Genomic DNA, 26,981 nt, shown 5'->3' on the forward strand with positions numbered 1-26,981 from the left:
CCAATGGCCTTGAGAGCTCGATCGCAACGCCACGGCATTCCGTTGCGCGCGGTGTTGCCCAATGCGGTGACCGCCATGGCGCTGTGTTCGGGGCTGACCGCCGTGCGATTTGCCATCGGGGCGGAATGGGAACGCGCGGTCCTGATGATCATGCTGGCCGCCGTCCTCGATGGCGTCGATGGGCAGATCGCGCGGATGATCCGGGGCGAGAGCCGGTTCGGGGCCGAACTGGACAGCCTGTCGGACGCGATCTCGTTCGGCGTGGCACCGGCGTTGATCCTGTATCTCTGGTCGCTGATCGCCTTTCCCAAGGTCGGCTGGATCGTGGCGCTGCTTTATGCCGTGTTCTGCGCACTTCGCCTGGCGCGGTTCAATGCGCAGATCGACAGTGACGTCCAGCCGCGCAAGCTGGCCGGGTTCCTGACTGGGATACCGGCACCGGCCGGCGCAGGGCTCGCGATGCTGCCGATCTATGTCTGGCTGTGGAGTGGCGAAGAATGGGCGCGCGACTATCGGTTGGTGACGCCATGGGTCGGACTGATCGGCTTGCTGATGGTGTCGAGCCTGGCGACTTATTCGTGGAAATCGCTGCGCCTGCGCCGGACGGTGCGGTTCGAGGCGCTGGTCGTTGTCGCAATCGTGATCGCGGCGCTGGTAACCGCGCCGTGGCAGACGCTGACGATCGTGTGCCTGGGCTATCTGGCGACGCTGCCGTTCAGCATTCGAGCCTATCGCCGCACTAAGCTGCCGCGCGCTGCGGCCGCCCCAGCGTCGATACTGCCGCCGGCCGCGCCATAGCGCGGACGCGTGGCGCGACGGCAGGAGCGAGATCGGGAACGCCGTCGCCGCGGAGCAAAGCACGCATATAGCCGAGCCGCGGCTCAATCGTGACGAACATCGCCCAGAGCGACACCGCGAAGGCGGCGGTGAACAGCAGTGCGGCAACCAAGGCGATCATAAGTTTCTCCCGGATTCGTCCGACAGTCGAAATCCTTGCGATCCCAGACGTTTAGCCTGTGGATAAGTTCCCCGTCGTCCTGTTGAGCCCGGTATGTTCCCCAAAAGTTCCGGCGTCAAGTGAGACTTTCCACCTTTGTTCTCTTGCGCGTTGGTGGGAGTTCGACTAAGCGCGCCAGCTTCAACCCCACATGGGAAGCATCATAACCCGGTGCCGCGGGCCATTTGGCCGTCGGTCACTCGCTTCCCAGAGGATCAACCGGAAGGAGTTATCCCTATGGCGGCACCTGTCGTCTCCATGCAGCAGCTGCTCGAATCGGGCGCGCACTTCGGTCACCAGACGCATCGCTGGAACCCGAAGATGAAGCCGTACATCTTTGGCGATCGTAACGGCGTCCACATCATCGACCTGTCGCAGACCGTTCCGCTGTTCGCACGCGCGCTGGAATTCGTGAGCTCGACCGTCGCCGCTGGCGGCAAGGTGCTGTTCGTCGGCACCAAGCGCCAGGCGCAGGAAGCGATCGCCGAGGCCGCCAAGAAGTCGGGCCAGCACTTCGTCAACCATCGCTGGCTGGGCGGCATGCTCACCAACTGGAAGACGATCAGCCAGTCGATCAAGCGCCTCAAGACGCTGGAAGAGCAGCTGTCGGGCGACACGCACGGCCTGACCAAGAAGGAAGTGCTGAACCTGACCCGCGAGCGCGACAAGCTCGAGCTGTCGCTGGGCGGTATCCGCGACCTGGGCGGCGTGCCGGACATCATGTTCGTCATCGACGCCAACAAGGAAGAGCTGGCGATCAAGGAAGCGAACACGCTGGGTATCCCCGTCGTCGCGATCCTGGACACCAACGTGTCGCCGGACGGCATCGCGTTCCCGGTTCCTGCGAACGATGACGCCAGCCGCGCCATCCGCCTGTATTGCGAGGCGATCGCCATTGCGGCGACGCGCGGCAACAACCAGGCGCAGATGACCCGCAGCGATTTCGGTGCGTCGGAGAATCCGCCGGTGGAAGCGGCACTGGCCGAGCCGGCCGTTGCCGAAGCGCCTGCTGCAGCCGAGGCACCCGTTGCCGAAGCGCCTGCTGCGGCCGAAGCACCCGTTGCCGAGCCGACCGCCGAGGAAGCGGCGCAGTAAGCGCGAGCTTCGTCACGAACGCGTAATTCGGGCGGGGCAGGGCGCAATCGCACTGTCCCGCCCGCATCATATTCAGGGCATCTGCCCGCAAGCTTGAGGAATGAAACATGGCCGAGATCACGGCAGCAATGGTCAAGGAACTGCGCGAGAAGTCGGGCGCAGGCATGATGGACTGCAAGAAGGCGCTGGCCGAGACCAACGGTGACATGGAAGCGGCAGTCGACTGGCTGCGCACCAAGGGCCTGGCCGCTGCCGACAAAAAGTCGAGCCGCACCGCCGCCGAGGGTCTGGTGGGCGTCGCCGTTGCCGGCACCAAGGGCGTGGCGGTCGAGGTGAACTCGCAGACCGATTTCGTCGCGAAGAACGAGATCTTCCAGGGCTTCGTGCGGGACGTCACCGCCATCGCGCTCGAGAAGGGTGACGATATCGAGGCGCTGAAGAACGAAGCGATGCCCCAGGGCGGCAGCGTCGGCGAAGTGCTGGTCAACAACATCGCCACGATCGGCGAGAACCAGGTGCTGCGCCGCGCGAAGGCCGTGTCGGTGTCGCAGGGCGCGGTGATCCCGTACGTCCACAACGCCGCGGCCCCGGGCCTGGGCAAGATCGGCGTGCTGGTTGCGCTGGAGTCGGATGCCGGCGTCGACGTGCTGGAGCCGCTGGGCAAGCAGATCGCGATGCATGTCGCGGCCGCATTCCCGCTGGCGCTGTCGGTCGACCTGCTCGACCCGGAAGTCGTCGAACGTGAAGCCGCGATCCTGCGCGAGAAGAATGCCGAGCGCACCGTCGGCAAGCCGGCGGACGTGGTCGAGAAGATCCTGAACGGCCCGATCGAGAAGTTCAAGAAGGAGAACGCGCTGCTGACCCAGGCGTTCGTCATGGACGGCAAGACCCCGGTCGCCGACGTGATCGCGCAGGCAGGCAAGGCCGCCGGCACGACCATCACGCTCAAGGACTATGTCCGCTTCCAGCTCGGCGAAGGCATCGAGAAGGAAGAAAGCGATTTCGCGGCGGAAGTCGCGGCGACGGCGGCGGGCAACTAAGTCCCAACGCCTCGACGAAGTTGAGGGCACGGCTGCCGGAAGGTGGCCGCGCCCTTTTTCGTGTGCGAATTACCTTTCGGCCCGATCCTGATCGACGCTTTCAACGCTTTGGTAAGCGCCAGCCGCTAACGCCATGCGGCAAAGGGGATCAGCATGGCCGCCATTTCGGGACAACTCGATGCGCCGATCGAAGGCGCGAGCCGCCGGTCAGGGGGGCGACGCACCCTGCATCTGCGTGCGCAGGAGACGGCGGCGCTGGGCGGCGCCGAGGTGCTGGTGCTCGACATCTCGACCACGGGGTTGCTGCTCCAGACCCACGGCGCGATCGCAATCGACGAGACGATCGAACTCGAACTGCCGGGGGCGACGCCGGTCGGCGCGACGGTCAAATGGTCGAACGGACAATTCTACGGCTGTGAGTTCGTGGAGCCGGTGTCGAACGCATTCGTCAGCGCGGCGCTGCTGCGGTCTCCGCCGCAACCCGCCGCGCCGATATCGATGCCCGAAGCGCCGGTATCGATGCCGGATGCCGAGATCAGCGATCCCGTCACGGATTTGCAGGCGACGACGGGCAAACTGTCCATGCGCGTGCGGCTCGCCGTCATTGCCGGATTGGCAGTGCTGTCATGGGCGGCAGTCGCGGCCGTGGTGATCGCCCTGACCTGACGGCCGGTCAGTCCTGCCCGGCGGTCCGGCGAAGCCACCCGGTGATCGAGAGGCGCCCGGACGAGGCAATCGGGGACACGAAGCTGACGCTGTGCAAGGTCGGCACGCGAAAAAGCCGCAGCGCCCCAAACGCCGGCGTAAAGCCGCCGTCGATCTGTCCGTCATCGCCATGGAACAGCAGCAGTCCGCCAGCCTCGGGCCGCCAGTCGGGCGAGAGGCCGAAGACATAGGCGGCATGGCGGTGTTTTCCTTCGACCGCATCATCATGCGCCGTCAGGAAATCGCCCTGTTCGTAGCGCGTCGCCTGCGCATCGACGAAATCGATATCGGTGTCGGTCACGCGATTGAGCAGGTCGAGCATGGCAGCGCCGTTCATAAAATCGGCGAACCGGTCGAGCAGCGACCCTCCGCGCCGCGCCCGATCGTCATCGATACGGATCGTGCGGAAACGGTATTGAAAACCCCGGCCAGCCGACCGGTAAAGCTTGTCGTCCAGCGTGCGCCGCTGATCGCCGGTCAGTTCGGCCAGGGCGGGTTCGGCCATCTCCCAGACCCGATCACCGGCGTTCATGACGATCGTCCAGTCGCGGCGATCGAGCAGGTGCGACCGCAATCGATCGGCACCGCCTGCGCTCAACAGGTCGCGGATCTCGATCCGACCGTCGCGCGCATAGGCCTTGGCAAGCGCCGGCACATCGAGATCGGGGTTCAGCGAGAATATTTCGCTGGCAGGATCGTGCGCGACAGGTGAGGCGATCATGCGGCTCTATCGCCCAGCCGGAATGGCGATGCCTTAATCTGTGTTAGAGTTGTATCACACGAACACGGCTGACGCGTGTGCCAGCGGCCGGGCCCCGTTCGCGTGAATGGAACCCGGCACCGCGTCCTTACAGCCCCTCGACCGCCTTGCTCACCAGGATATTCACGGCGACCCGGCGATTTTGCGCCTTGCCTTCTTCGGTCGAGTTGTCGGCGGTGGGATCGGCCTCGGCCATGCCGGTCGGCGTCAGCATGCGATACGGCTTCCACTTGCACGCCTGTTGCAGATAGTTGACGACGCTGGCCGCGCGCTTTTCGCTGAGCGTCTGGTTGAATTCCTCCGGCCCGGTCGAATCGGTATAGCCGACGACGAGGAGCAGCGCGTTTTCGGTCGCTTCGGCGTCGCGTGCGGCATTGCACAGTTCCGCTTTCGCCTGCGGCGATAGCGCGGCCTTGCCGGTGTCGAAGTTCACGTTGGTCGTGCCCTTCACATTATACTGGTCGATATCGCCCATCCGGCCCTTGAGCGCCTCGGTTGCGGCGGTCTGTTCGGCGAAGCGCTGGTCGGTGCCGTTGCGGATCATCGAAGCGGTGCGAAGGTCCTTGTTCGCCATGTCGATGCGGCTGGCGACGAGGGTGCCGCCGCCCTGCAGCGTCTTGACGGTGACCGGAGTGCCGTTGAGCAACTGCGTCGCAGGCAGGCGGTTCTTGTTGAGGCCGAGGAAGCCGCCGGTTGCCTTGATCTCGGTCGCGTCGGTGATCGTGACGACCGACGTCTTGCCGCCCGGCTCCGTGACCTGCATGCGATCGCCGCTGCGCGCCGAGATGAAGCCCTTGAGCTCCGGCCCCTTGGTCATCGATGCCGGATCGACCGGCGGCGTGCCGGTGACGACGACGCGGTCGTCGGGTGCGTCCTGCGCCTGCACCATAGCGGGCAGCGCGGCGGCCGCGGTGAGCGCCGCAAGCGCCAGCATCTTCTTGTGGGTGGTTGCAGTCGAACGCATATACTTCTCCTTGACGTCCCCCCGGACGGATGGCGTGCATGGGGGTGTTCGGCGCAACCTTGCCCGCCGATGAACGGTTAACGGGCAGTGGTTCGTTCTGGGGGCGATTCGAGTGGAAGGCGCGACGAGCCGAACGGCGGCCGAGTGCGCCCGTTTCCCCGCTTGGCATTGGAATGCGCCCCGCCTAAGGTCCGCGCCGCTCCCGCAAACACCAGAGAATCAAGGGCCAGATGACCGAGCCACGCTTCAAACGCATCCTCCTCAAATTGTCGGGCGAGGTCCTGATGGGGCAGGGGCAGTTCGGTATCGACCCGGCCACTTGCGAGCGCGTGGCGCGCGAAGTGAAGGCGGCGACCGAGGCCGGGTTCGAGATCTGCATGGTCGTGGGCGGCGGCAACATCTTTCGCGGCCTGGCTGGCGCGGCGCAGGGGTTCGAGCGGGCGAGCGCCGACTATATGGGCATGCTGGCGACGGTGATGAATGCGCTGGCGATGCAGAACACGCTGGAGCGGCTGGGCGTCGACACGCGCGTGCAGTCGGCGATCCCAATGGCTTCGGTGAGCGAGCCCTATATCCGGCGCAAGGCGATGCGGCACATGGAGAAGGGGCGCGTGGTGATCTTTGCCGCGGGCACGGGCCTACCGTTCTTTACCACCGACACCACCGCTGCATTACGCGCGGCCGAGATGAACTGTGACGCGCTGTTCAAGGGCACCAGCGTGGACGGTGTTTACAATGCCGATCCCAAGAAGGTGCCGACGGCGACGCGTTATGACGCGGTAAGCTTCGACCAGGTGCTGGTCGAGAATCTGAAGGTCATGGACGCGACCGCAGTGGCGCTGTGCCGCGACAATCATATCCCGATCGTGGTGTTCAACATCCGCGACGAGGGCAATCTGGCTGCGGTGCTGCAGGGCGATGGCATCTCGACCGTGGTCCGCAACGAAGTCTAAGAACGCAATAGGGGAGCCGTGAAGATGGCCGCATACAGTAAAGCCGATCTCGAGCGTCGCATGGCGGGCGCAGTCGAGGCGCTGAAGCATGACCTGCAGGGCCTGCGCACCGGGCGTGCGAGCACGTCGCTGCTCGATCCGGTGACGGTCGAGGTTTATGGCGCGCACATGCCACTGGTCCAGGTGGCGACGGTATCGGTGCCAGAGCCGCGCATGATCTCGGTCCAGGTGTGGGACAAGTCGAACGTCGGCCCGGTGGACAAGGCGATCCGCTCGGCCGGCCTCGGCCTCAACCCGATCGTCGACGGACAGACGCTGCGCCTGCCGATCCCGGACCTGACCGAGGAACGCCGCAAGGAGCTGGCCAAGCTGGCCTCGAAATATGCCGAAAACGCTCGCGTTGCCGCGCGCAACGTCCGCCGCGACGGCATGGACAGCCTGAAGGCCGACGAGAAGAAGGGCGAGTTCGGCGAGGACGAACGCAAGCGCCATGAAGCCGAGGTGCAGAAGCTGACCGACTCGACGATCGCCGAGATCGACGCGGCGGCGGCATCCAAGGAAAAGGAAATCCTAGGCAAGTGAGCGCGGTCCCCGTGCCCGTTCCGGCCGGTCCGGAGGGCGGGGCGGTGCCCCGCCACGTCGCCATCATCATGGATGGCAACGGCCGTTGGGCAAAAGCGCGCCGGCTGCCGCGGATCGCGGGGCACAAGCAAGGCGTGGAGGCCGTGCGCCGCGTGGCCACGGCGGCGCGCGAACTGGGCATCGAGGTCCTGACGCTCTATGCCTTTTCGTCGGAAAACTGGCGGCGGCCGGAAGAGGAAGTCCGCGACCTGATGGGGTTGCTGCGCTTCTTCCTGAAGAACGAGCTCAAGGACCTGATCGCCGAGGGCGTGCGACTGCGCGTGATCGGCGACTATCACGCACTGTCGAGCGACTTGGTCGCGATGATCGACGATGCGATCGCGCGCACGGCGGGCAATGGCGGATCGACGCTGGTGATCGCGCTGAACTATGGCGCGCAGGCCGAGATCCTGGCTGCGGCGCGGCGGCTGGCGGCAGCAGCGAAGGCGGGTGAGATCGAGCCGGATGCGATCGACGAGGCGATGTTCGACGACGCGCTGACGACGCATGGCCTGCCGCCGCTCGACCTGTTGATCCGCACGTCGGGCGAGCAGCGGCTGTCGAACTTCCTGTTGTGGCAGGCGGCCTATGCCGAATTGCTGTTCGTCGACACGCTGTGGCCCGATTTCGACGGGACTGCGCTAGCGGCGGCAGTCGCGCAGTTCGGCCAGCGGCAGCGACGCTTCGGAGGCTTGTGAGCGAAATTCCCCCCCTGGACCTTCCCCCGCGCAAGAATGCCGATCTCGGCACGCGCGCGGTGGTCGGCGTTGCGCTGATCGCCATCGCGGCGGCGGCATTATGGTTCGGAGGCTTCGCCTTCTGGCTGCTGGTGACGATCGCCGCGCTTATCATGATGCACGAATGGGGCGGACTGCACGGCGCGTCGGTGTGGCACAAGCGTCTGGCGCAATATGCGCTGATGGTGCCGCTGTCGATCATGGCGCCGATCGCCGCCGGACCTAGCTTCCTGGCGCTGGGGCTGATCGGCGCGGCAGCCTTTTTCATCGCGATCGTCACGCGCAACGGCATGCTGGGCGTGGGCGCGGCGTATGTCGGGCTGCCCGTGCTGGCGCTGCTGGTGCTGCGCGAGGCGCCGGATGGGCGACTGCTCGCATTCTGGGCGATGGCGCTGGTTTGGGCGACGGACATCGCCGCCTATTTCGCCGGCCGTGCGATCGGCGGACCCAAGCTGATGCCGGTGGTCAGCCCGAACAAGACCTGGGCCGGCCTAGGCGGCGGCGTCGTGGGCGCGACGCTGTTCGCGATAGCCCTGACGCCCTATGGACTGCCGTTGCCGCTCGTCATCGCAACGCCGCTGCTGGCCGTGCTGGCGCAGGCCGGCGACCTTTACGAAAGCTGGCTCAAGCGCCGCGCGGGGGTCAAGGATTCCAGCAACATCCTGCCCGGTCATGGTGGCGTGCTGGACCGGCTGGACGGACTGGTGCCGGTGGCGCCGGTCGCAATGCTTGTGCTGCTGTTGCTGCAATGAAGACGATCACGATCCTTGGCGCAACCGGCTCGGTCGGTACCTCGACGCTCGACCTGATCGAGCGCGAGCCGGACGCCTATCGCGTGTTGGCGCTGACGGCCAATTGCGATGTGGGCAAGCTTGCCGATGCGGCGCGGCGCACCGGTGCGCGGCGCGCGGTGGTCGCGGATGAAAGCTGCCTGCCGGCCCTGCGCGAGGCGCTGGGCGATACCGATACCGAATGCGCAGGCGGGGCGGACGCCGTGTGCGAGGCGGCGCGAATGGGCGCGGACTGGACCATGGCGGCGATCGTCGGCACGGCCGGGTTGAAGCCGGTGCTGGCCGCGATCGAAGGCGGCAAGGCCGTCGCGCTGGCGAACAAGGAATCGCTGGTTTCGGCCGGGAACGTGATGACCGGCGCGGTCGCCCGGCATGGGGTCACGCTGTTGCCGGTCGATTCGGAACATAATGCGGTGTTCCAGTGCCTGGAGCCGGGCAATGCCGACAAAATCGCGCGGATCATCCTGACCGCCAGCGGTGGGCCATTCCGCGAGCGGAGCCTGGACGAGATGCGCGCCATCACGCCAGCGCAGGCGGTGGCGCATCCCAACTGGTCGATGGGCGCGAAGATCAGCGTCGATTCGGCGACGATGATGAACAAGGGCCTGGAACTGATCGAGGCGTTCCACCTGTTCCCCGTCGACGCCGATCAGCTCGACGTGCTCGTCCACAGGCAATCGGTCATCCACAGTCTGGTCGAATATGTCGACGGGTCGCTGCTCGCGCAGCTGGGCGCACCGGACATGCGCGTGCCGATCGCCCACGCGCTGGCCTGGCCGCGCCGGATGGAAACGCCGTGCCAGCGGCTGGATCTGGCCACCGTCGGCCGGCTGGATTTCGAGGCGCCGGATTATGCGCGCTTTCCCTGCCTGAAGCTGGCGCGCGAGGCGCTGGCGGCCGGTGGCGCGCGGCCAGCCATCCTGAATGCCGCCAACGAGATCGCGGTCGCGGCCTTTCTGAAGGGGCAGGTCGGCTTTCTTGAAATTGCCGCAATCGTCTCGGATACGCTGGAACGCTATGACCCGGCCGCGCCGGACAGCCTCGACGACGTGCTGGCGATCGATGGACAAGCGCGGCAGATCGCGGGCGAGCGAGTGAAGGATTGCATCGCTTGAACGAAGCTCCCGGGTTCCTGTTCTACATCCTGGCCTTTCTGCTCCTGCTCGGGCCGCTGGTCTTCCTGCACGAGCTTGGCCACTATCTTGCCGGGCGCTGGTTCGGGATCAAGGCGGAGGTGTTCTCGATCGGGTTCGGCCGCGAGATCGGCGGGTTTACAGACAAGCGCGGCACGCGGGGGGAGGTCGGCTGGCTGCCGCTAGGCGGTTACGTCAAGTTTGCCGGCGACATGAACCCGGCGGGCCAGCCTAGCCCGGAGTGGTTGTCGCTTCCTGCTGCCGAGCGTGCCCAGACGTTCCAGGCCAAGCCCCTGTGGCAGCGCGCGATCGTCGTCGCGGCCGGGCCGCTGACCAACTTCATCGTCGCAATCCTGATCCTTGCGGCGTTCTTCGTCGCTTATGGCAGGCCGGACACGCCGGCGATCGTCGCGGCGGTGCAGGACGGATCGCCTGCCGCAAGCGCCGGAATCCTGCCGGGCGATCGCATCCTGACGGTGGGCGGTCGCAGCGTCGAGAATTTCAACGACGTCGCCAAATATGTGGTGATGCGGCCCGGCGAAGACATCGACCTGCAGATCGATCGTGCCGGGCAGATCAGCGAGGTGACGGCCACAGCGGGCGTGCGCACGATGCGCGACCGGTTCGGCAACGAAGAGCGCGTCGGGTTGCTGGGCGTGCAGTCGGGACCGCAGGTGGCGCGTCCGGTCAGCCTGCTGGAAGCGCCATGGGCGGGCATCCAGCAAACCGGCGCGATCCTGCGTATGCAGATCGATGGGCTGGGCCAGATCATCACTGGACGCAGATCAGTCGAAGAACTGGGCGGGCCACTGCGAATCGCGAAAGTATCGGGTGAGCGCTTTGCGATGGGCGCGACCGAGTTCGTGTTCCTGATCGCGCTGATTTCGATAAATCTGGGGTTCATCAACCTGCTGCCAGTTCCGGTGCTGGATGGTGGCCATCTTCTGTTCTATGCGGTCGAGGCTGTTCGGCGTAAGCCGGTGGAGCCGCAGGTCATCGAGTGGGCGTTTCGCGGCGGGGTGATGGCGATCCTGGCGCTGATGCTGCTGGTGACCTTCAACGATCTGGGCGCTTTCGGCGTCTGGCGGAATCTGGCCGGGTTGATCGGCTGACGTGGTTGGGGCAGGGCGGCGGTGCGGCCCTCGCTTCGGCCAAGAAAATACCCTCAATCCGACTGGGGTGGGATGTGACTGCGAATAACGTTTACAAGATCGGTGCATTCAAGCTCGGCCGGGGCGCCGCCGCTGTCCTGATGGCGGGCACGATGCTGACCACCGGAATCGCCGCGGCGCACGCCCAGAGCCGGCAGCCACGCCCAATGAGCCGGCCGGTGCCCCGCGCGCCCGAGGCCGCGCCTGAAGCGCAGGTCGTCGCACCGGCGGACGCCAGGCCGATTCGCTCGCTGCGTGTCGAGGGGACCCAGCGCCTGGAGCCGGAAACGGTGCTGTCCTATACCCGCCTGCGCGTGGGCCAGCCCTATACACCCGAGACGCTCGACCAGGCGATCAAGGACGTGCTGGCGTCCGAACTGCTCGCCGACGTGACGATCGAAGGCGTCGAGAGCGGCGACATCGTGCTGCGCGTGCGTGAGAACCCGATCATCAACCGCGTGGTGCTGGAGGGCAACAAGCGCCTGAAGAGCGACAAGATCACCAAGGAGATCAAGCTCGCGCCGCGCCAGATGTTCACGCGCACCGCGGTTCGTGCCGATGTTGCCCGGATCGTCGAACTGTATCGCCGGCAGGGCCGCTTTGCCGCGGTGGTCGAACCCAAGATGGTCAGCCTGGACCAGAACCGCGTCGACGTGATCTTCGAGATCCGCGAGGGTGCCAAGTCCAAGGTCCGCCAGATCAACATCATCGGCAACGAACAGTTCAGCGACGGCGAACTGCGCGGCGAGATGGTGACGAAACAGTCGCGCCTGACCAGCATCCTGAGCTCGAACACTAGCTATGACCAGGATCGCCTGGCGTATGACCAGCAGAAGCTGCGGCAATTCTATCTTACGCAGGGCTATGCCGATTTCCGGGTCGTGTCGGCGGTGGCCGAACTGACGCCCGACAAGCGCGACTTCATCATCACCTATGTCGTCGAGGAAGGCCCCCGCTACAAGTTCGGTCCGGTGACGGTCGACAGCGCGATTCGCGACTTCGACGACAAGGCGCTGGCGGCGAGCCTCGCGATCAAGGAAGGCGATTGGTACGATGCCAAGAAGGTCGAGGACACGGTCGACGGCCTGCAGGAAGCGGCCGGCATGCTCGGCTATGCCTTTGCCGACGTGCGGCCGGAGTTCCAGCGCGACCGCGAGAAGTTGACGATGACGCTCAACTTCAACATCGGCGAGGCGCGGCGCACCTATGTCGAGCGGATCGACATCAACGGGAACACGCAGACCCAGGACAAGGTTATCCGCCGCGAGATGCGGCTGGCCGAGGGTGATGCTTTCAATACCTTCCTGGTCAAGCGGTCGCAGGACCGCATCAACTCGCTCGGTTATTTCAACGAGAAGTTCGAGATCGAGCAGAAGGAAGGTTCGGCGCCCGACCGCGTCGTGCTGACCGCCAATGTCGAGGAGCGATCGACCGGCGAACTGACGCTGTCGGCCGGTTTCTCGAGCCTCGAGCGCTTCATCTTCCAGGGCTCGATCCGCCAGCGCAACTTCCGCGGCCGCGGCCAGGACCTTCGGCTGTCGGCCGATTATTCGAGCTATTCGAAGTCGGTCGAGGTCGGCTTTACCGAGCCGTATCTGTTCGATCAGAACGTCGCGCTGGGCGGCACGATCTTCCGCCGCGACTTCAATTCGTTCAACTTCGTCGGCGCCGATCGCCGCACCACCTATGAGCAGGTGTCGACCGGCGGCCAGCTGGTGCTGGGCGTGCCGCTGACCGAATATTGGACGGCTTCGGCGCGCTACAACCTGACCTATGACCAGGTCGGGCTGGACGAGAACACCTTCTTCCGCAACGGCGTGTGCGATCCGCTGCTGGCCGGCCGCTATCTGTGCGAAGCGCTCGGCGACCGCTGGACGTCGAGCATCGGGCTTTCGCTGATCTATGACAGCCTCAACAGCCGGCTGCGTCCGACGGCGGGTCAGCGCCTGGGGGTCGGCGGCGACTTTGCCGGGCTGGGCGGCGACGTGCGCTATCTGCGCGGCCGGTTCGATGCCGACAAATACTGGAACATCGGCAGCGGCTTCATCTTCTCGGCGGGTCTTGAAGGCGGGTATATCCACAGCCTTGAAAAGGGCACGGCGACAATCGATCCGGTGCGCATCACCGATCGCTTCTTCCTGGGCGAGCCGCAGTTCCGCGGCTTCGACATCCGTGGCGTGGGCCCGCGCATCCAGCGCATCGGCTATACCGGCACGGCGGCAGCGGGGAACCAGACGCTGATCACCGATCGCGATCAGATATTCGACGACGCGATCGGCGGCCGGGCTTATTATCTGGGCAAGCTCGAGCTCGAAATCCCGCTCGGCGCCGGCGCGCGAGAAATGGGGCTGCGGCCGTCGATCTTCGTGATGGCGGGCGCGAACTGGGGCGTGCGGCAGCCGGGCCGGACCGCGACGTTCCAGCAGGCGCGCGTGTTCACCAACCCGGACGGCAGCAAGACGATCCTGACCAACCCGTCGGATCCGCGCTTCAGCACCTCGCTGCCGGGCGCCGTCAACGCCGACGGCTCGCCGACGCTGCTGCCGCTGCTTGTGCCGCAGACCACGGTCGTGAACGGGCAGACGCTGGCGCTCTATACGGTCCCGGTCAGCGATACCATCGCGCCGGGGCAGGTCACGACCTGCAGCGTTGGCTATGCCTCTTCGCTGGGTGGCCCATGTTCGGGCACCTCGATCAACGCGGTGTTCAACCAGATCACGGACCCGTTCCAGGAGCGCTTCCTGGGCAATTCGCCGAAGCCGCGCCTGTCGGCGGGCATCGGCGTCAACTGGAACTCGCCGTTCGGGCCGCTGCGCCTCGATCTTGCCTACGCCTTCCTCAAGGAGAAAGGCGACGACGACAAACTCTTCAGCTTCAACGTAGGGACGTCCTTCTAATGCGTAACTCCAAGACTCTCCTCGCCGCGCTTGCGGTTGCAGGCGCAACCTTTGGTGCCGGTGCCGTCTCGGCGCAGGCGCTGGCCGATGCCAAGATCGCCGTCGTCGACGTCGATCGCGTGATGGGCCAGTGCACGGCCTGCGTCGCTGCCAACACGCAGCTGCAGACGCAGCGCACCCAGCTTCAGCAGTTCGCGCAGCAGCAGGGCGCGCCGCTGCAGGGCGAGCAGACCTCGCTCGAAGCAGCGGTCAAGGCGGCCAATGGCAAGCCCGACGCCGCGCTGACCACGCGCATCCAGGCGTTCCAGACCAAGGCGCAGCAGGCGCAGCAGGCCGTCGCGCAGCGTGAGCAGTCCTTCCAGCGCAACGTGCAGTATGTGCAGCAGCAGATCGCGCAGAAGATGGTGCCGGTCGTGCAGCAGATCGCACAGCAGCGCGGCGCGACGATCGCGGTGGCCAAGGACAGCACGCTGTTCTCCGCAACGTCGGTCGACATCACCGACGCGGTCCTGACTGCGTTGAACTCGCAGCTGCCGAGCGTCAGCACGACGGCGCCGGCACCCACGCAGCCGGCTGCACAGCCTGCGCCTGCCAAGCCGGCACCGACGGGCCGCTGATGAGCGAGACGGCGGAAGCGGGCACGGCCATTGGCCCGCTTGATATCACGCGGGTCATGGCCGCGCTTCCGCACCGTTACCCGATGCTGCTGGTCGATCGCGTCGAGAGCCTGGTCAAGGACCATCGCATCGTCGCGATCAAGGCAGTGTCGATCAACGAGGAATTCTTCCAGGGGCATTTCCCGGGAAGGCCGATCATGCCCGGCGTCCTTCAGGTCGAGGCGCTGGCACAGGCAGCGGGCGTACTTGCGGTCGAGAGCCTGGGCCTCGCCGGCTCGGGCAAGCTGGTTTACTTCATGTCGATCGACGGCGTGAAGTTCCGCAAGCCGGTCGAGCCGGGCGTGCTGCTGCGGCTCGAGGTCGAGTTCGTGCAGAAGCGGGCGCGCATCTGCAAGTTCGCAGGCAAGGCCTATCTGGGCGATGATCTGGCGACCGAGTGCGAATTTACCGCGATGATCGCGGACCCGCCTTCCGCTTGAACTGAATTCCATTGTGAATGAAACGCCGTGCGGCTCGTGTCGCGCGGCGTTTTCATGTGCATCGAGCAGCTTGGCCGGCGGGGCGAGGCAGCGCATAGTGGCTCCACGAGAGGGAGGGGGCTATGCGCGCAATAACGGTTGGCATCGTGATGATGGTGGCGGCACCGGCCAGTGCGCAGCGCGTCATGCCCATCCGAGCGGCCGAGGCTCTGATCGCCGCAGATCGCGGCTTTGCTCAGGCCAGCGCGCGAACGAACGCCATTGACGGGATAGCGGCGATGTTCGCGCACGACGTGGCGATGCCCCGCCTGGATGCGACTTTCACGCGATCCAAGGCCGAGGCGATCGCCACGCTGAGCGCCGAGCCGCGCAACCGCACAGCCACGGCGACCTGGGCGCCGGTGCGGGCCGGCATCTCGGCCGATGCGATGCAGGGCTTCACCATGGGGATGATGGCGCTTCGCGATGCCGACGGCACAGTGCGACGAGCCAAGTATCTTTCCTATTGGCGCAAGGACCGCGATGGCTGGCGCGTCGTCTCGTACAAGCAGCAGCGCCTGGCGAGCGAGGAAGTTCAACCCAGCCTGCCACCCGTGCTGCCGCCGCGCCTGGTCGCGGCCAGCCGTGATGCGCGAGCGATCGCGCGGCATCGTGCCAGCATCGATGCGGCCGAGCGTCGCTTTTCAGACGAAGCGCAGGCGATGGGCCTGGGGCCGGCTTTCTGCAAGCATGGTCGCCGGGACGCGACGAACCTGGGCGGATCGCGCAGCGGGATGCTGATCGGCCTAGACAAGATCTGCGGCACGATAGGCGGCCCGCCGCCCAGCCCGGTAACGTGGGCACCGGATGCGGTGGAGGTGGCTTCAAGCGGCGACATGGGCGTGACCTGGGGTATGATCCGGCGCAAGGGGCCGGTGCCGACAGGCGAGCTGGCCATCATCCCCTATACGACAGTGTGGGTGCGCGGGGGACCCGGTGGCGTCTGGCAGTATATTGCCGAATAGCGCCGGTTGCGCTTTTGCGACCGCTCTGCTAGGCGCGCGCCCTCTTGCTGCCGGTCGGAAACCGGCGGCCCATCCAAGGAATTTCCCGTGAAGAAAGACACGCACCCCGACTATCACATGATCAAGGTGCAGATGACCGACGGCACCGTGTACGAGACTCGCTCCACCTGGGGCAAGGAAGGCGACACGATGCAGCTGGAAATCGATCCGCTGGCGCACCCGGCCTGGACTGGCGGCCGCGGCCAGATGCTGGATGCGGGCGGCCAGGTGGCACGCTTCAACAAGCGTTTCGGCGGGCTTTCGCTTACCAAGAAGTGATCGCGCGGCTGACGGCGTCGTTAACGCGCCGTTAGCCATCGCATCCTAGGCTTGCCCGATGATTTCACCGGGCAAGCGCAGTTTTTCAGCAGAATTCGAACCGGCAGTCATCGGCCAGCGGCGCAATGCGCGCGCGCCGGTGTCACTGGATGCGCGAGTGGGGCGCGGTGGGCTGGATCGCGCGCTGTGCCGCGTGACCGACCTGTCCGCTGGTGGCGCACGGATCGAGATGTTCTCGCAGCTGCGCCGGGACAGCATGATCTGGCTGACCCTGCCGCATGTCGGCCACTGGGCCGCGCGGGTCGCATGGTCGACCGACTTCGAAGCCGGCCTCGAGTTCGAGATCCCGTTGACCGAAGCTGAATTGGACAGCCTGATCGCCGACTGACGCACATCGGCTTGCGCCCGCAGCCGATGTCCGACATCCTTCGCTTCGGCCTGGGGAGCGAGGCGATGCGCAGTTGCGTGTTCGTTGTGACGATGCTGGCAATTGCAGGCGAATGCCATGCTGAGCGGCGCCCTGCCGCCCCGTCGCGGCCCTATGCCGTGGTCCGACTGAGCGGAACCGCAGCCTTGCCGCCAAGCGAGATCGGGGGGCCGGCAAGGCGGGCGAGCGATCGCGAATACCGGATCGACCCGAGCGATCACGCCGAGCGGTCGGCACATGGCCGAGCGCTGGACGAGATGAACGCGATCAACAACCGCCGTCCGCGCAGCTTCCGTTTCCGCCCCGTGATGGCGCTGACCTTCGATGCGGCCGACCTGAACGGTCCGGCCCGCGTGAGCGGCATTGCGCCGAACCTGATGGGATTAGCATCCAGGCGATGAGGTGGCCCGGTTGGCAAGGCGGATGGGCGCGGACGGCACGGGTGTGAAGTGGCGGAGAGGGTGGGATTCGAACCCACGGTGAGCTTGCACCCACGGCGGTTTTCAAGACCGCTGCCTTAAACCACTCGGCCACCTCTCCGCGTCGCGTGGCTTTGGCGCTTCGGCGTCTTTTCCGCAAGTGGGTGGCAATCGGGGATTCACCTGAACGCCCCGCTGTGCCAGAACGGCGTCATGCGGGATTCCCAAAGCCTGTTACGGCGTATCACTATGGCCGGTACCGTCGCGAGCGCGTGGATGCTCGTCGGCGGGCCGGCTGCGGCTCAGGACGAAAGCGGATTTCAGGCCTATATCAACGGCCCGTTGCGCGAGCAGGCCGTGCGCGAGGGGGTGAGCCCCCGCACGCTCGATCGCGTGCTGCCCACGCTCACCTTCAATCCGCGGGTCGTAGCGCTGGATCGTGACCAGCCCGGCGGACCGCCGAGCGCCACCGCCTCGATCCCCAACTTCGCGCCCTATAAGGCGCGGCATGTCGATGCGGCGCGGATCAGCCGGGGGCGCACGACCTATCAGCGGCTGCGGCCGTTGCTGGCGCGAGTCGAGCGCGAGACGGGGGTGCCCGAATCGGTGATGGTGGCGATCTTTGGCCACGAGACGAATTACGGCAGCTATACCGGCAATTTCGACCTGCCGCGCAGCCTGGCGACGCTGGCCTATGAAGGGCGCCGGCGCACCCTGTTCGCGGGCGAATTCGTCGCGACGATGAAGATGATCGATCGCGGGGTGCCGCGCGAGCGGTTGCTGGGCAGTTGGGCCGGCGCGTTCGGCTATCCGCAGTTCCTTCCCTCCGTCTATCTGCGGCTGGCGCGTGATGGGGACGGGGACGGCGTCGCCAACATCTGGTCGAACGAGGCCGACACGCTTGCGTCGATCGCGAATTATTTCGTCAATGCGGGCTGGCGGGCGGGGCAGCCATGGGGCTTTGCCGTCAACGTGCCGAGCGGGTTTGACCGCGCGGCGGCCCGGGGGCGCACCATCTCGCCGCGCTGCCCGCGGGTATTCGACCGGCATTCGCGGTGGATGACCATGGCCGAATGGCGTGCGCTGGGGATCGTGCCGCAGAATGGCACCTGGCCAAGTGGCGACATGCTGGCGACGCTGCTGGAGCCGGACGGGCCGGGCAAGACCGCCTATCTGCTGACGGGCAATTATCGCGTGATCCTGGATTACAACTGTTCCAACTTCTACGCGCTTTCGGTGGGGCTGCTGGCGGATGAGATCGAGAAATAGCGGCATCGTGCTTGCCGGGGCGATGGCATTGGCGGGACAGGGCCTCGCGCAGACGCCGCACCATGCGGGTCCGGCGACTGGGGCGAGCTATGCCCAGCCGGATGCGATTGCGCGGGCGACAGGGGGTGCACAGCAGGCAGGCGGACCGCCGCCATCGAGCGGGCCGCAAGGCAGCTCTCAACTGCGCCCGGGCGAGGAGCGGTTCGATCGCGTCGGCTATGCCGGTTATGCCGGCCCGGGCGAGGGTGTGTTTGCGGTAAGTGCCGATCTGCCAGCAGGAAGGCATGCCGAGGTGACGGCGCTGAATAGCGGCCGGACGATCGTGGTGGCCGTTCGGGGACCGGGTCCGGGCCTGCTGGATCTGTCTGCCGACGCGGCGCGACAGCTTGGCGTTACCGGAAATCCTGCGGTGCGCGTGCGGCGGGTGACCGTCGCGCCGAGCGACTCCGCGCTGCTTGCCGCCGGTCAGCCGCTACCGCCGCGTGCCGATGCACCGCCGGCGCTGCTCGCAGGATTGCGCAAGCAATTGGGCGCGCGATCACCGGATCCCGTGACCACGGCGTCGGTTACGGCCCGGCCGCCGATGCGCCCGGCACCGCCCGTCCGGGCGCAGGCCGCAGCACCCGTGACGAAGCCAGCCGCAACGCCCGCGCCCGCGACGACCGGACTGTTCGTTCAGGTGGCTGCGCTGTCCAGCGCGCAGCGGGCCCAGCTGTTGGCGGGCCAGATCGGCGGGGTGGTACGGCCTGCCGGCGAGGTCTATCGCGTCCAGGTCGGTCCGTATCCAGACAGCGCCGCCGCGCAACGCGCGCGTGCGGACCTGGCGCAGCGCGGCTATGCCGACGCGCGAATCGTCTCAGTCCGGTAATTTCGTCCCGTAACTTCCAGCGTTCAGGTCATTTCATGCAGAAGCTCTTCTTCGCCGCTCCCGCCGTCATCCTCGCCGCTCTCGCCGTTGCGCCGACCGCCGCGCAGACCCCGCCGTTCGAGACGATCGCGCCGGTCGCCTTTATGGAGGACCTGTCATCGAACGCGGTCCTCTATGCCAAGGACGCCGACCGCAGGATGCCGCCTGCTTCGATGGCGAAGATGATGACGGCCTATGTGGCGTTCGACCTGGTCAAGCAGGGCAAGCTCAAGCTCACCGACATGGCCGATGTGCGGCCGGAGACGTGGCAGAAATGGCATGGACCTTCAGCGGGCTCGACCATGTTCCTCTCACCGGGTTCGAAGGTGAGCGTCGAAAATCTGCTGAACGGGATCATGGTCGTCTCCGGCAACGACGCGTGTGTCGTGCTGGCCGAGCATCTCGCCGGAACCGAGCAGGCGTTCGTCAACCTGATGAACCAGAAGGCGAAGGAGCTTGGCCTGACCAACAGCCAGTTCGGCACGTCGAACGGCTGGCCGGACGAGGGCCGCACCTATGTGACCGCCCGCGACCTGGCGAAGCTCGCCAAGGCGACGATCGTCAACCATCCCGACCTGTACAAGCGCTTCTATTCCAAGGAGAGCTTCACCTATGGCACGACGATGGGCGGTCAGCCGATTACCCAGGCCAATCGCGATCCGTTGCTGGGCCGAGTCAAGGGGGCAGATGGGCTGAAGACCGGTCATACCGAGGAGGCGGGTTATGGCTTCACCGGCTCGGCCGAACAGAATGGCCGGCGGTTGGTCATGGTCGTCGCCGGGCTCACCAGCTTTAACGGGCGGATCGAGGAATCGGTCAAGTTCATGGACTGGGGCTTCCGCGCCTGGTCATCGCACAAGGTGGTGAGCAAGGGGCGCAAGGTCGATAGCGCACCGGTCCAGCTGGGCGACGAGAGCGAAGTCGGCCTGGTGGCGCCGCGCGACCTGGCAGTCGCGGTGCCGGCCGGAACGAGCCCGGAGCTGCGCGGGACCGTGGTCTATGACGGGCCGATCAAGGCACCGATCAAGGCGGGTCAGCAAGTCGCCGAACTGGTCATCACCGCGCCCGGTATGCCCGAGCAGCGCGTTCCGCTCGTCGCCGAGGCCGATGTGGGCGAAGCCGGCTTTTTCGGGCGGGCCTGGGCCGGCCTGATGTCGCTGTTCGCATGAGGGGGCGCTTCCTCTCCCTGGAGGGCGGGGAAGGGGTCGGCAAATCGACTCAGGTGAAGCGGCTGGCCGCCGCGCTCGAAGCTCGCGGGCTGAACGTCGTGGTTACCCGCGAACCGGGCGGGACCGAGGGAGCCGAGGGCGTGCGTGGCCTGCTGATGCAGGGCGATGTCGCGCGGTGGAGCGCGCATGCCGAAACGTTGCTGTTCGCGGCGGCGCGCGCCGATCATGTCGAGAAGCTGATTCGCCCGGCGGTTGAGGCGGGCAGCTGGGTCCTGTGCGATCGCTATGTGGGTTCGACCCGAGCCTATCAGGGCGCACAGGATATCGACGATGCCGCGATCCTGGCGCTGCACGGCTTTGGGTCGAAGGGGTTGTTGCCTGACCGCACGCTGGTGCTCGACCTGCCGGAGGGCGAGGGGCACGCACGATCGATCGACCGGGACGGCGGGGCGGCGGATCGGTTCGGCGCGCGCGGCCCGGACTTTCATCGCGCGGTTGCGGCGCAGTTCCGCCGCATCGCTGCCGCCGAGCCCGACCGGGTGCGGCTGGTCGATGCGACGGGTGCCGTCGAAGCTGTCACGGCAGCCCTGATCGACGCGCTGGCTGACCTGCTGCCATGACGTCATTCGTCGGCAATGCCGCGGCGCGGGCCGCTTTTCGCGCTGCGCTGTCCGGCGCGCAGCTGCACCATGCATGGCTGATCGCGGGGCCGGAGGGCATCGGCAAAGCGAGATTTGCCCGCGCGGCGGCGATGCGCATGCTGGCCGAGGCGGCCGGTGCGACCGATCTGGCAGGCGATTTCGAGGTGCCGGAGGCGAACGCCACGCGCCGGATGATCGAGGCCGGCGCGCACCCCGATTATCGCGTGCTGGAACGGCTGGCCAAGGATCCCGAGAAGAAGCCCGGGCAGGACATCGCCCGGTCGATCAAGATCGATCAGGTGCGCGGGCTGAATCCGATGTTCGCGACAAAGCCCAGCATGTCGATGCGCCGGGTCGTCGTGATCGATTCGATCGACGACGTCGAACGCCCGGGCGCCGCCAACGCGCTGCTCAAGAACCTGGAGGAGCCGCCGGTCGGCACGATCTTCCTGCTGGTCAGTCATTCGCCGGGGCGGCTGTTGCCGACCATTCGCTCACGCTGCCGGCTGCTGCGCTTCGACCCGCTGAGCGACGAGGATGTGGCAGCCGTGCTGCGGGCCGAACTGCCCGAGGCGAGCGCGGCGGAGATCGACGCGCTGGTGCGGGCAGGGGACGGCTCGCCAGGCAAGGCGTTGGGCTTTGCCGGGCTTGATATCGCGACGCTGGACAAAGAGATGGCGGCGATCGCAGCACGAGGCGATCCGGACAACCTGATCCGCGCGCGGCTGGCCAAGGCGCTGGGCGTCAAGGCTGCGCAGCCGCGTTACGAGGCGTTTCTGGCGCGCGTGCCCGCGTTCATCGCCACGCAGGCACGCGGCCGGCAGGGACCCGGACTTGCGCAAGCGCTCGACGCCTATGCAGCCGCATCGCAGCTCGGGCCGCTGGCCATCGCGCAATCGCTGGACGCGCAGGGCACGGTGTTCGAGATGGGCGGCATTCTGGCGCGGCTGGCCAACCGCTGATCGCGCTTCAATCCCAGGCGCGCATGCTCTAGAGCCCGCGCATGGCCGACCCCTATTATATCACCACCGCAATCCACTATCCCAATGGCAAGCCGCATATCGGCCATGCCTATGAGATGATCGCAGCCGATGCGATCGCGCGCTTCCAGCGGCAGCAGGGTCGCGACGTGCGGTTCATGACCGGCACCGACGAACATGGGTTGAAGATGGCGCAGACGGCGCGCGCCCGCGATATGTCCGCGCGTCAGTTGGCCGATGAAATGTCAGCCCATTTCAGTGATATGGCGCGCGATCTCAACATTTCATATGATCGCTTCATCCGCACGAGCGACACTGATCACTATGCTGCCAGCCAGGCGATCTGGCAGGCGATGGTCGACCGAGGCGACCTGTATCTCGACCGTTACGAAGGGTGGTACTCGGTTCGCGACGAAGCCTTTTACGAGGAAAAGGAACTGAGCGAGGGGGAGGGCGGCGTCAAACTGTCGCCGCAGGGTACGCCGGTTGAATGGACCGCAGAGGAGACGTGGTTCTTTCGCCTGTCCAACTATCAGGACCGGCTGCTCGAGCTTTACGATGCACAACCCGACTTCATTCGGCCCGAACGATCGCGCAACGAGATCGTGTCGTTCGTCAAAGGCGGGCTGACCGACCTTTCGGTATCGCGCACCAGCTTTGACTGGGGCGTGCCGGTGCCGGGATCGCCGGGGCATGTCATGTATGTGTGGGTCGATGCGCTCACCAATTATCTGACCGGGATCGGCTATCCCGACTTGGACGGTGAGCTTGCGCGCTATTGGCCGGCGAACCTGCATCTGATCGGCAAGGATATCACGCGGTTCCACACCGTGTATTGGCCGGCCTTCCTGATGTCGGCCGGGATCGAGCTGCCACGCCAGGTGTTCGCGCACGGGTTCATCCTGAACCGCGGCGAGAAGATGTCGAAATCGACTGGCAATGTCGTCGATCCCATCGAGCTGGCGAACCTCTACGGCGTCGATGCGCTGCGCTATTTCCTGCTGCGCGAAGTGAATTTCGGCAGCGACGGCAGCTTCAGCGACGAGGCGATCGTCACGCGCGCCAATGCCGATCTGGCGAACAGCTTCGGCAATCTGGCACAGCGCACGCTCGCGTTCATCGCCAAGAACCTGGACGGCGCGCTGCCCCAGCCGGGGCGGAGCGATCCTGCCGATGCGGAGTTGCTGGCGGTCGTTGCCGCAACGGCCGCCGAGTTCCGCACGGCGTTCGACGAGCTGGCGATCGGTCAGGCGCTGGAGGCATGGATGCGCGCAGTCTTTGCCTGCAACCAGTATATCGACGTCCAGGCCCCGTGGGCGCTGCGCAAGTCCGACCCGGATCGGATGCATGCGGTGCTCGGCACGCTGGTTCGTGCGATCCGCGATCTTGCGATCATCATCTGGCCCGTCATCCCCGCCTCGGCCGAGCGGTTGCTGGCCCAGATCGATGAAAAACCGCTGAATATGGCCGGGTCCGCGTGGTATGACGTCAAGGCGGCGCAAGGCTATCGGATCGATCCGCCGACCGGCGTGTTCCCCCGGCTGGAGCTGAAGGATAGCGCTGCGTGAGACTGGCCGACAGCCATTGCCACCTCAACTACAAGGGGCTGGGCGAGCAGCAGCCCGATGTTCTGGCGCGGGCCCGCGCGACCGGCGTGGTCGCGATGCTCAACATCGCGACGCGCGAGCGCGAATGGGACGATGTACTGGCAACCGCCGAACGGGAGCCGGACGTCTGGGCGACGGTGGGCATCCACCCGCATGAAGCGGACGAGCACTCGCATATCGATACCGCAAAGCTGGTTGCGCGCGCCGCGCACCCGCGCGTGGTCGGCATCGGTGAAACCGGCCTCGACTACTATTACGATCATAGTGACCGTGCGCGGCAGCAGGCGAGCTTCCGATCGCACATCGCGGCGTCGCGCGAGACTGGACTGCCGCTGATCGTCCACACGCGCGATGCTGAGGCGGACACCGCCGCGATCCTGACGGACGAGATGGGGAAGGGGGCCTATCCCGGCGTCATCCACTGCTTCACTGCCAGCGATGATTTTGCCGACGAGGCGCTGGCGCTCGGCTTCTACATCTCGATCTCAGGCATCGTGACCTTCAAGAACGCGCGGGATCTTCAGGCAACCGCCGCGCGGCTGCCGATCGATCGGCTGCTGATCGAAACCGATGCCCCGTTCCTGGCGCCGGTGCCGCACCGTGGAAAGACCGGCGAGCCTGCCTTCGTCGCGGACACTTGCCGCTACCTGGCGGCATTGCGCGGCGAGGACCCAGACGAGCTCGCCGACGCCACGCGCGCCAATTTCCACCGGCTCTTCGGCAAGACGCTGGCATGACGGCTGCATGAAGGTGCGCATCCTCGGCTCGGGCACTTCGTCCGGCGTGCCGCGGATCGGCAACGACTGGGGCGCTTGCGACCCGGGCGAGCCGCGCAACCGACGTAGCCGCGCGTCCATCCTGATCGAGAGCGACACGACCCGCATCCTGGTGGATACCAGCCCCGACATGCGCGAGCAGCTGTTGGCGGCGAATGTGGATCAAGTCGACGCCGTTATCTGGACGCACGATCACGCCGACCATGCGCATGGCATCGACGACCTTCGCCAGCTGATGCACGCACAGGGTGGACCGGTGCGCGGGATTGCCGATGCGCCGACACGCAGGGGCCTTACCGAGCGGTTCCGATATGTGTTCGCGGGCGGCGGGCCGTATCGCGCGACGGCGACGCTGGAGCCGCTGAACGATGGCATGGTGATCGGCAACATCGCCGTACGGTCGGTAGACCAACCGCATGGCGGCATCGTATCGGCCGGACTGCGCTTCGAATGCGATGGCAAGTCAGTGGGCTATGCCACTGATTTCAGTAAATTTACTGAGTCGATGTGGCAGCTATATGCCGGCGTCGACCTGTGGGTTGCCGATGCGTTGCGCCGGCACCCCCATCCAACGCATCCGCATCTTGCCCAGACACTGCAATGGGCCACAGAATGCCAGGTCGGCCGCACGATCCTTGTGCATATGGACAACAGCATGGATTACCGCGAACTGGTTGCTGAGTTGCCAGCTGGCGTCGAACCAGGATTCGACGGGATGGAGGTCGTCCTTTGAGCGAGATGCAGGTCGTTCAGCTGGTATCGCTGGTCGGGTTCCTGGTGCTGATCCTCGGCTCGCTCAGCGCGCGCCGACTGCGCTTCGGCTTCATGCTCAAGACGTTGCTCGGTTGGGCGGCCATCGGATTTTTCATCTGGATCGTCGTGATCAACAAGGAGCGGATCGGCAGCGAGTTCGAGCGGCTTGCGGTGAGCATCGGCGCCAGCGAGCCGCCGCAGGTGGCGCAAGGCGAGACCGTGCGCATCCGCATGTCGCCGGACGGGCATTTCTGGGCGCGCGCGACGATCAATGGCGTGGAGCGGCGGATGCTGATCGACAGCGGCGCGACGGTCAGCGCGATCAGCGAGGACACCGCACGGGCAGCGAACGTGGATTTCGAAACCGGCGCGGCGGTGCGCGTATCGACCGCCAATGGCACGGTCGATGCGCGACGGGCGCAGGTTCGTAGCGTTACAGTCGGACCGTTGGCGACGGACGAGCTGACGGTGTTCGTTGCGGCGAATTTCGGCGAGCTGGACGTGTTGGGGATGAATTTCCTTTCACGGCTGAAATCCTGGCGGGTCGAAGGCAATGTGCTGATCCTGGAACCGCAGGGCTCCCCCGTCTGATCAAAAGGTAATTTTACATAATGTCTATTATCGGACTTATGGAATGAGCGAGCAGGGGGCTTCTTCCGGCATGTCGTACGCGATCGAACGGCTGGTGGCGATCATGGCGCGACTACGCGATCCTGTCGGCGGATGTGAATGGGATACGGCGCAGACGTTCGCCACCATCGCGCCCTATACGATTGAGGAAGCCTATGAAGTCGCCGACGCCTGCGAGCGTGGCGACATGGATGACCTCAAGGATGAGCTTGGCGACCTGCTGCTTCAGGTCGTCTTTCATAGTCGCATGGCCGAGGAAGCTGGCGCGTTCGCACTGGCGGACGTGATTGCAGCGATCAGCGACAAGATGGAACGCCGGCATCCGCATATCTTCGGCGACGCCGCCGAAGGCGGTCACCATCTGTGGGAACAGGTCAAGGCCGCCGAGCGCGGAAGCAAAGGCAGCGCCGGCGCCCTGGATGACGTAGCGATCGGCCTCCCCGCCCTGCTTCGCGCCGAAAAGCTGCAGAAGCGCGCGGCCCGCACCGGGTTCGACTGGCCCGATCCGGCCGGCGCGCGCGCGAAGATCGAGGAGGAACTGCGCGAGGTCGAGGCAGCGAGCGATGACGAGCGCGCCGAAGAGATCGGAGACGTGTTGTTCGCGATGGTGAACTGGTCGCGCAAACTGGGCATCGATGCCGAGGCCGCATTGCGCGGAGCAAATGCGAAATTCGAACGCCGCTTTCAGGCGATGGAGGCCGCCGCGGCGGGCAGGTTCGAGACGCTGAACCTGACGGCGCAGGAAGCACTGTGGCAGCAGGTCAAGCGCGACGAACGGCGCTAGGCGACGGCAGCTTCGGGCTCGACCTTCATCAAAGTCTGCCCGTCATATTTTTCCGACTCCGGTAGGAACAACGGGCTGATCCGGAACTGGCGATCGGTGATGCTAAGCCCTTTCAGCCCGTCCAGCTTGTACGTGCCGAACTTTTCCTCGCGCGGAATGACGAAGTCGCGTGAGACCACCGCCGCGTCCATGTAGAGCGAGCCGCCGCGCGTGTAGAGGATATGCGGCGCCAGCACCATGCGGGTGCGGTTGTACATGGCAGTGACGCAGCGCTGCCGAACGATCCCCTCCAGAATGATCGGCGTGGGATTGATGGCCGACTCATCCGACACTTGGTTACTCATGATATCGGTATGT

Annotated in this window: 31 protein-coding genes and 1 tRNA gene; 27 read left to right on the plus strand and 5 right to left on the minus strand. The window is 65.9% G+C overall.

The features are described from left to right. Nucleotides 1–3: 3 nt before the first annotated feature. Complete coding sequence (locus BFL28_RS18515) at nucleotides 4–798, plus strand: CDP-alcohol phosphatidyltransferase family protein (protein WP_069322006.1); 795 nt, start codon at nucleotides 4–6, stop codon at nucleotides 796–798. On the opposite strand, the gene BFL28_RS18520 is transcribed toward BFL28_RS18515, so the two are convergent. Next, on the minus strand, nucleotides 740–958 hold the full coding sequence (locus BFL28_RS18520) for a hypothetical protein (RefSeq protein ID WP_069322007.1): 219 nt from the start codon (nucleotides 956–958) through the stop codon (nucleotides 740–742). The two genes, BFL28_RS18515 and BFL28_RS18520, sit on opposite strands and share 59 nt — an antisense overlap. 276 nt (nucleotides 959–1,234) lie before the next feature. On the opposite strand from BFL28_RS18520, the gene rpsB reads away from it, so the two are divergent. The 3 genes from rpsB (at nucleotide 1,235) to BFL28_RS18535 (ending at nucleotide 3,798) form a co-directional block, all read left to right on the plus strand. Further along, nucleotides 1,235–2,092: a 30S ribosomal protein S2 gene (rpsB, locus tag BFL28_RS18525; RefSeq protein WP_069322008.1), complete on the plus strand. Its 858-nt coding sequence runs from the start codon at nucleotides 1,235–1,237 to the stop codon at nucleotides 2,090–2,092. 107 nt (nucleotides 2,093–2,199) lie between these two features. Beyond that, nucleotides 2,200–3,132, plus strand: coding sequence for a translation elongation factor Ts (tsf, locus tag BFL28_RS18530; RefSeq protein ID WP_069322009.1), 933 nt, complete (start codon nucleotides 2,200–2,202; stop codon nucleotides 3,130–3,132). Nucleotides 3,133–3,285: 153 nt separating this feature from the next. Then, on the plus strand, nucleotides 3,286–3,798 hold the full coding sequence (locus tag BFL28_RS18535; RefSeq protein WP_069322010.1) for a PilZ domain-containing protein: 513 nt from the start codon (nucleotides 3,286–3,288) through the stop codon (nucleotides 3,796–3,798). Between the two features lie 7 nt (nucleotides 3,799–3,805). Here BFL28_RS18535 and BFL28_RS18540 read toward each other — a convergent pair whose 3' ends face one another. Together BFL28_RS18540 and BFL28_RS18545 are read right to left on the minus strand one after the other, a co-directional pair. Then, nucleotides 3,806–4,558 carry a 2OG-Fe(II) oxygenase gene (locus BFL28_RS18540; protein ID WP_069322011.1) on the minus strand — a complete coding sequence of 251 codons (753 nt, stop codon included), beginning with the start codon at nucleotides 4,556–4,558 and terminating at the stop codon, nucleotides 3,806–3,808. 127 nt (nucleotides 4,559–4,685) lie between these two features. Further along, nucleotides 4,686–5,561 carry an OmpA family protein gene (locus BFL28_RS18545; protein ID WP_069322012.1) on the minus strand — a complete coding sequence of 292 codons (876 nt, stop codon included), beginning with the start codon at nucleotides 5,559–5,561 and terminating at the stop codon, nucleotides 4,686–4,688. Between the two features lie 230 nt (nucleotides 5,562–5,791). Here BFL28_RS18545 and pyrH point away from each other — a divergent pair, with 230 nt between their 5' ends. From pyrH to BFL28_RS18610, 13 genes are all read left to right on the plus strand, one after another. Beyond that, nucleotides 5,792–6,514 carry a UMP kinase gene (gene pyrH, locus BFL28_RS18550; protein WP_069322013.1) on the plus strand — a complete coding sequence of 241 codons (723 nt, stop codon included), beginning with the start codon at nucleotides 5,792–5,794 and terminating at the stop codon, nucleotides 6,512–6,514. A gap of 24 nt (nucleotides 6,515–6,538) precedes the next feature. Further along, a complete protein-coding gene (gene frr, locus BFL28_RS18555; protein WP_069322109.1) occupies nucleotides 6,539–7,096 on the plus strand; it encodes a ribosome recycling factor in 558 nt (185 codons plus the stop codon). Then, the gene (locus BFL28_RS18560; protein WP_079247306.1) at nucleotides 7,093–7,833 is read left to right on the plus strand and encodes an isoprenyl transferase; all 741 of its coding nucleotides are present in this window, start codon (nucleotides 7,093–7,095) and stop codon (nucleotides 7,831–7,833) included. Before frr ends, BFL28_RS18560 begins: the two co-directional genes overlap by 4 nt. After that, nucleotides 7,830–8,624, plus strand: a complete 795-nt coding sequence (locus tag BFL28_RS18565) for a phosphatidate cytidylyltransferase (RefSeq protein WP_241527402.1) — start codon at nucleotides 7,830–7,832, stop codon at nucleotides 8,622–8,624. The genes BFL28_RS18560 and BFL28_RS18565 overlap by 4 nt, the downstream gene beginning before the upstream one ends. Continuing rightward, a complete protein-coding gene (locus BFL28_RS18570) occupies nucleotides 8,621–9,778 on the plus strand; it encodes a 1-deoxy-D-xylulose-5-phosphate reductoisomerase (protein ID WP_069322014.1) in 1,158 nt (385 codons plus the stop codon). The genes BFL28_RS18565 and BFL28_RS18570 overlap by 4 nt, the downstream gene beginning before the upstream one ends. Then, nucleotides 9,775–10,908: an RIP metalloprotease RseP gene (gene rseP, locus BFL28_RS18575; RefSeq protein WP_069322015.1), complete on the plus strand. Its 1,134-nt coding sequence runs from the start codon at nucleotides 9,775–9,777 to the stop codon at nucleotides 10,906–10,908. Before BFL28_RS18570 ends, rseP begins: the two co-directional genes overlap by 4 nt. Nucleotides 10,909–11,048: 140 nt before the next feature. Continuing rightward, complete coding sequence (bamA, locus tag BFL28_RS18580) at nucleotides 11,049–13,844, plus strand: outer membrane protein assembly factor BamA (RefSeq protein ID WP_173655801.1); 2,796 nt, start codon at nucleotides 11,049–11,051, stop codon at nucleotides 13,842–13,844. Further along, the gene (locus tag BFL28_RS18585) at nucleotides 13,844–14,461 is read left to right on the plus strand and encodes an OmpH/Skp family outer membrane protein (protein WP_069322016.1); all 618 of its coding nucleotides are present in this window, start codon (nucleotides 13,844–13,846) and stop codon (nucleotides 14,459–14,461) included. Before bamA ends, BFL28_RS18585 begins: the two co-directional genes overlap by 1 nt. Beyond that, entirely contained in the window at nucleotides 14,461–14,940 is a 480-nt protein-coding gene (gene fabZ, locus BFL28_RS18590; RefSeq protein ID WP_069322017.1) for a 3-hydroxyacyl-ACP dehydratase FabZ, read from the plus strand. The genes BFL28_RS18585 and fabZ overlap by 1 nt, the downstream gene beginning before the upstream one ends. A 122-nt stretch (nucleotides 14,941–15,062) precedes the next feature. Then, nucleotides 15,063–15,944 (plus strand): hypothetical protein, encoded by an 882-nt coding sequence (locus BFL28_RS18595; RefSeq protein WP_131818692.1) that lies wholly within the window; start codon nucleotides 15,063–15,065, stop codon nucleotides 15,942–15,944. An 87-nt stretch (nucleotides 15,945–16,031) separates the two neighbouring features. Further along, nucleotides 16,032–16,262 carry a 50S ribosomal protein L31 gene (rpmE, locus tag BFL28_RS18600; RefSeq protein ID WP_069322019.1) on the plus strand — a complete coding sequence of 77 codons (231 nt, stop codon included), beginning with the start codon at nucleotides 16,032–16,034 and terminating at the stop codon, nucleotides 16,260–16,262. 58 nt (nucleotides 16,263–16,320) lie between these two features. Continuing rightward, nucleotides 16,321–16,650 (plus strand): PilZ domain-containing protein, encoded by a 330-nt coding sequence (locus tag BFL28_RS18605; RefSeq protein WP_069322020.1) that lies wholly within the window; start codon nucleotides 16,321–16,323, stop codon nucleotides 16,648–16,650. A gap of 26 nt (nucleotides 16,651–16,676) precedes the next feature. Beyond that, nucleotides 16,677–17,090, plus strand: coding sequence for a hypothetical protein (locus BFL28_RS18610; protein WP_069322021.1), 414 nt, complete (start codon nucleotides 16,677–16,679; stop codon nucleotides 17,088–17,090). Nucleotides 17,091–17,139: 49 nt separating this feature from the next. Here BFL28_RS18610 and BFL28_RS18615 read toward each other — a convergent pair. Next, nucleotides 17,140–17,229: transfer RNA gene (locus tag BFL28_RS18615), tRNA-Ser, on the minus strand. Between the two features lie 128 nt (nucleotides 17,230–17,357). Here BFL28_RS18615 and BFL28_RS18620 point away from each other — a divergent pair. The 10 genes from BFL28_RS18620 (at nucleotide 17,358) to mazG (ending at nucleotide 26,624) form a co-directional block, all read left to right on the plus strand. Then, on the plus strand, nucleotides 17,358–18,377 hold the full coding sequence (locus BFL28_RS18620) for a lytic murein transglycosylase (RefSeq protein WP_241527403.1): 1,020 nt from the start codon (nucleotides 17,358–17,360) through the stop codon (nucleotides 18,375–18,377). After that, entirely contained in the window at nucleotides 18,361–19,245 is an 885-nt protein-coding gene (locus BFL28_RS18625) for an SPOR domain-containing protein (RefSeq protein WP_079247307.1), read from the plus strand. Before BFL28_RS18620 ends, BFL28_RS18625 begins: the two co-directional genes overlap by 17 nt. A gap of 35 nt (nucleotides 19,246–19,280) precedes the next feature. Then, a complete protein-coding gene (locus tag BFL28_RS18630) occupies nucleotides 19,281–20,453 on the plus strand; it encodes a D-alanyl-D-alanine carboxypeptidase family protein (protein ID WP_069322024.1) in 1,173 nt (390 codons plus the stop codon). Then, entirely contained in the window at nucleotides 20,450–21,073 is a 624-nt protein-coding gene (gene tmk, locus BFL28_RS18635) for a dTMP kinase (RefSeq protein WP_069322025.1), read from the plus strand. The genes BFL28_RS18630 and tmk overlap by 4 nt, the downstream gene beginning before the upstream one ends. Next, complete coding sequence (locus BFL28_RS18640) at nucleotides 21,070–22,056, plus strand: hypothetical protein (protein WP_069322026.1); 987 nt, start codon at nucleotides 21,070–21,072, stop codon at nucleotides 22,054–22,056. The genes tmk and BFL28_RS18640 overlap by 4 nt, the downstream gene beginning before the upstream one ends. A 41-nt stretch (nucleotides 22,057–22,097) precedes the next feature. Continuing rightward, nucleotides 22,098–23,642 carry a methionine--tRNA ligase gene (gene metG, locus BFL28_RS18645; RefSeq protein WP_069322027.1) on the plus strand — a complete coding sequence of 515 codons (1,545 nt, stop codon included), beginning with the start codon at nucleotides 22,098–22,100 and terminating at the stop codon, nucleotides 23,640–23,642. Continuing rightward, nucleotides 23,639–24,418 carry a TatD family hydrolase gene (locus BFL28_RS18650; RefSeq protein WP_069322028.1) on the plus strand — a complete coding sequence of 260 codons (780 nt, stop codon included), beginning with the start codon at nucleotides 23,639–23,641 and terminating at the stop codon, nucleotides 24,416–24,418. Before metG ends, BFL28_RS18650 begins: the two co-directional genes overlap by 4 nt. Before the next feature lie 7 nt (nucleotides 24,419–24,425). Next, nucleotides 24,426–25,190, plus strand: coding sequence for an MBL fold metallo-hydrolase (locus BFL28_RS18655; RefSeq protein ID WP_069322029.1), 765 nt, complete (start codon nucleotides 24,426–24,428; stop codon nucleotides 25,188–25,190). Between the two features lie 5 nt (nucleotides 25,191–25,195). After that, nucleotides 25,196–25,801: a retropepsin-like aspartic protease family protein gene (locus BFL28_RS18660; RefSeq protein WP_069322030.1), complete on the plus strand. Its 606-nt coding sequence runs from the start codon at nucleotides 25,196–25,198 to the stop codon at nucleotides 25,799–25,801. Between the two features lie 70 nt (nucleotides 25,802–25,871). Further along, entirely contained in the window at nucleotides 25,872–26,624 is a 753-nt protein-coding gene (gene mazG, locus BFL28_RS18665) for a nucleoside triphosphate pyrophosphohydrolase (RefSeq protein WP_069322031.1), read from the plus strand. Here the strand turns inward: mazG and BFL28_RS18670 are convergent. Next, nucleotides 26,621–26,968, minus strand: coding sequence for a WYL domain-containing protein (locus BFL28_RS18670; RefSeq protein ID WP_069322032.1), 348 nt, complete (start codon nucleotides 26,966–26,968; stop codon nucleotides 26,621–26,623). The genes mazG and BFL28_RS18670 overlap by 4 nt on opposite strands. Between the last annotated feature and the right edge of the window lie 13 nt (nucleotides 26,969–26,981).

It is taken from the genome of Sphingomonas turrisvirgatae, from assembly GCF_001721295.1.
GTDB lineage: Bacteria > Pseudomonadota > Alphaproteobacteria > Sphingomonadales > Sphingomonadaceae > Sphingomonas > Sphingomonas turrisvirgatae.

Coding starts and splice junctions, on each gene's coding strand:
- BFL28_RS18515 (WP_069322006.1), top strand. CDS start 4: ATGGCCTTGAGAGCTCGATCGCAACGCCACGGCATTCCGTTGCGCGCG.
- BFL28_RS18520 (WP_069322007.1), bottom strand. CDS start 958: ATGATCGCCTTGGTTGCCGCACTGCTGTTCACCGCCGCCTTCGCGGTG.
- rpsB (WP_069322008.1), top strand. CDS start 1,235: ATGGCGGCACCTGTCGTCTCCATGCAGCAGCTGCTCGAATCGGGCGCG.
- tsf (WP_069322009.1), top strand. CDS start 2,200: ATGGCCGAGATCACGGCAGCAATGGTCAAGGAACTGCGCGAGAAGTCG.
- BFL28_RS18535 (WP_069322010.1), top strand. CDS start 3,286: ATGGCCGCCATTTCGGGACAACTCGATGCGCCGATCGAAGGCGCGAGC.
- BFL28_RS18540 (WP_069322011.1), bottom strand. CDS start 4,558: ATGATCGCCTCACCTGTCGCGCACGATCCTGCCAGCGAAATATTCTCG.
- BFL28_RS18545 (WP_069322012.1), bottom strand. CDS start 5,561: ATGCGTTCGACTGCAACCACCCACAAGAAGATGCTGGCGCTTGCGGCG.
- pyrH (WP_069322013.1), top strand. CDS start 5,792: ATGACCGAGCCACGCTTCAAACGCATCCTCCTCAAATTGTCGGGCGAG.
- frr (WP_069322109.1), top strand. CDS start 6,539: ATGGCCGCATACAGTAAAGCCGATCTCGAGCGTCGCATGGCGGGCGCA.
- BFL28_RS18570 (WP_069322014.1), top strand. CDS start 8,621: ATGAAGACGATCACGATCCTTGGCGCAACCGGCTCGGTCGGTACCTCG.
- bamA (WP_173655801.1), top strand. CDS start 11,049: ATGGCGGGCACGATGCTGACCACCGGAATCGCCGCGGCGCACGCCCAG.
- BFL28_RS18585 (WP_069322016.1), top strand. CDS start 13,844: ATGCGTAACTCCAAGACTCTCCTCGCCGCGCTTGCGGTTGCAGGCGCA.
- fabZ (WP_069322017.1), top strand. CDS start 14,461: ATGAGCGAGACGGCGGAAGCGGGCACGGCCATTGGCCCGCTTGATATC.
- BFL28_RS18595 (WP_131818692.1), top strand. CDS start 15,063: ATGCGCGCAATAACGGTTGGCATCGTGATGATGGTGGCGGCACCGGCC.
- BFL28_RS18605 (WP_069322020.1), top strand. CDS start 16,321: ATGATTTCACCGGGCAAGCGCAGTTTTTCAGCAGAATTCGAACCGGCA.
- BFL28_RS18610 (WP_069322021.1), top strand. CDS start 16,677: ATGTCCGACATCCTTCGCTTCGGCCTGGGGAGCGAGGCGATGCGCAGT.
- BFL28_RS18620 (WP_241527403.1), top strand. CDS start 17,358: ATGGCCGGTACCGTCGCGAGCGCGTGGATGCTCGTCGGCGGGCCGGCT.
- BFL28_RS18625 (WP_079247307.1), top strand. CDS start 18,361: ATGAGATCGAGAAATAGCGGCATCGTGCTTGCCGGGGCGATGGCATTG.
- BFL28_RS18630 (WP_069322024.1), top strand. CDS start 19,281: ATGCAGAAGCTCTTCTTCGCCGCTCCCGCCGTCATCCTCGCCGCTCTC.
- tmk (WP_069322025.1), top strand. CDS start 20,450: ATGAGGGGGCGCTTCCTCTCCCTGGAGGGCGGGGAAGGGGTCGGCAAA.
- BFL28_RS18640 (WP_069322026.1), top strand. CDS start 21,070: ATGACGTCATTCGTCGGCAATGCCGCGGCGCGGGCCGCTTTTCGCGCT.
- metG (WP_069322027.1), top strand. CDS start 22,098: ATGGCCGACCCCTATTATATCACCACCGCAATCCACTATCCCAATGGC.
- BFL28_RS18655 (WP_069322029.1), top strand. CDS start 24,426: ATGAAGGTGCGCATCCTCGGCTCGGGCACTTCGTCCGGCGTGCCGCGG.
- BFL28_RS18660 (WP_069322030.1), top strand. CDS start 25,196: ATGCAGGTCGTTCAGCTGGTATCGCTGGTCGGGTTCCTGGTGCTGATC.
- mazG (WP_069322031.1), top strand. CDS start 25,872: ATGTCGTACGCGATCGAACGGCTGGTGGCGATCATGGCGCGACTACGC.
- BFL28_RS18670 (WP_069322032.1), bottom strand. CDS start 26,968: ATGAGTAACCAAGTGTCGGATGAGTCGGCCATCAATCCCACGCCGATC.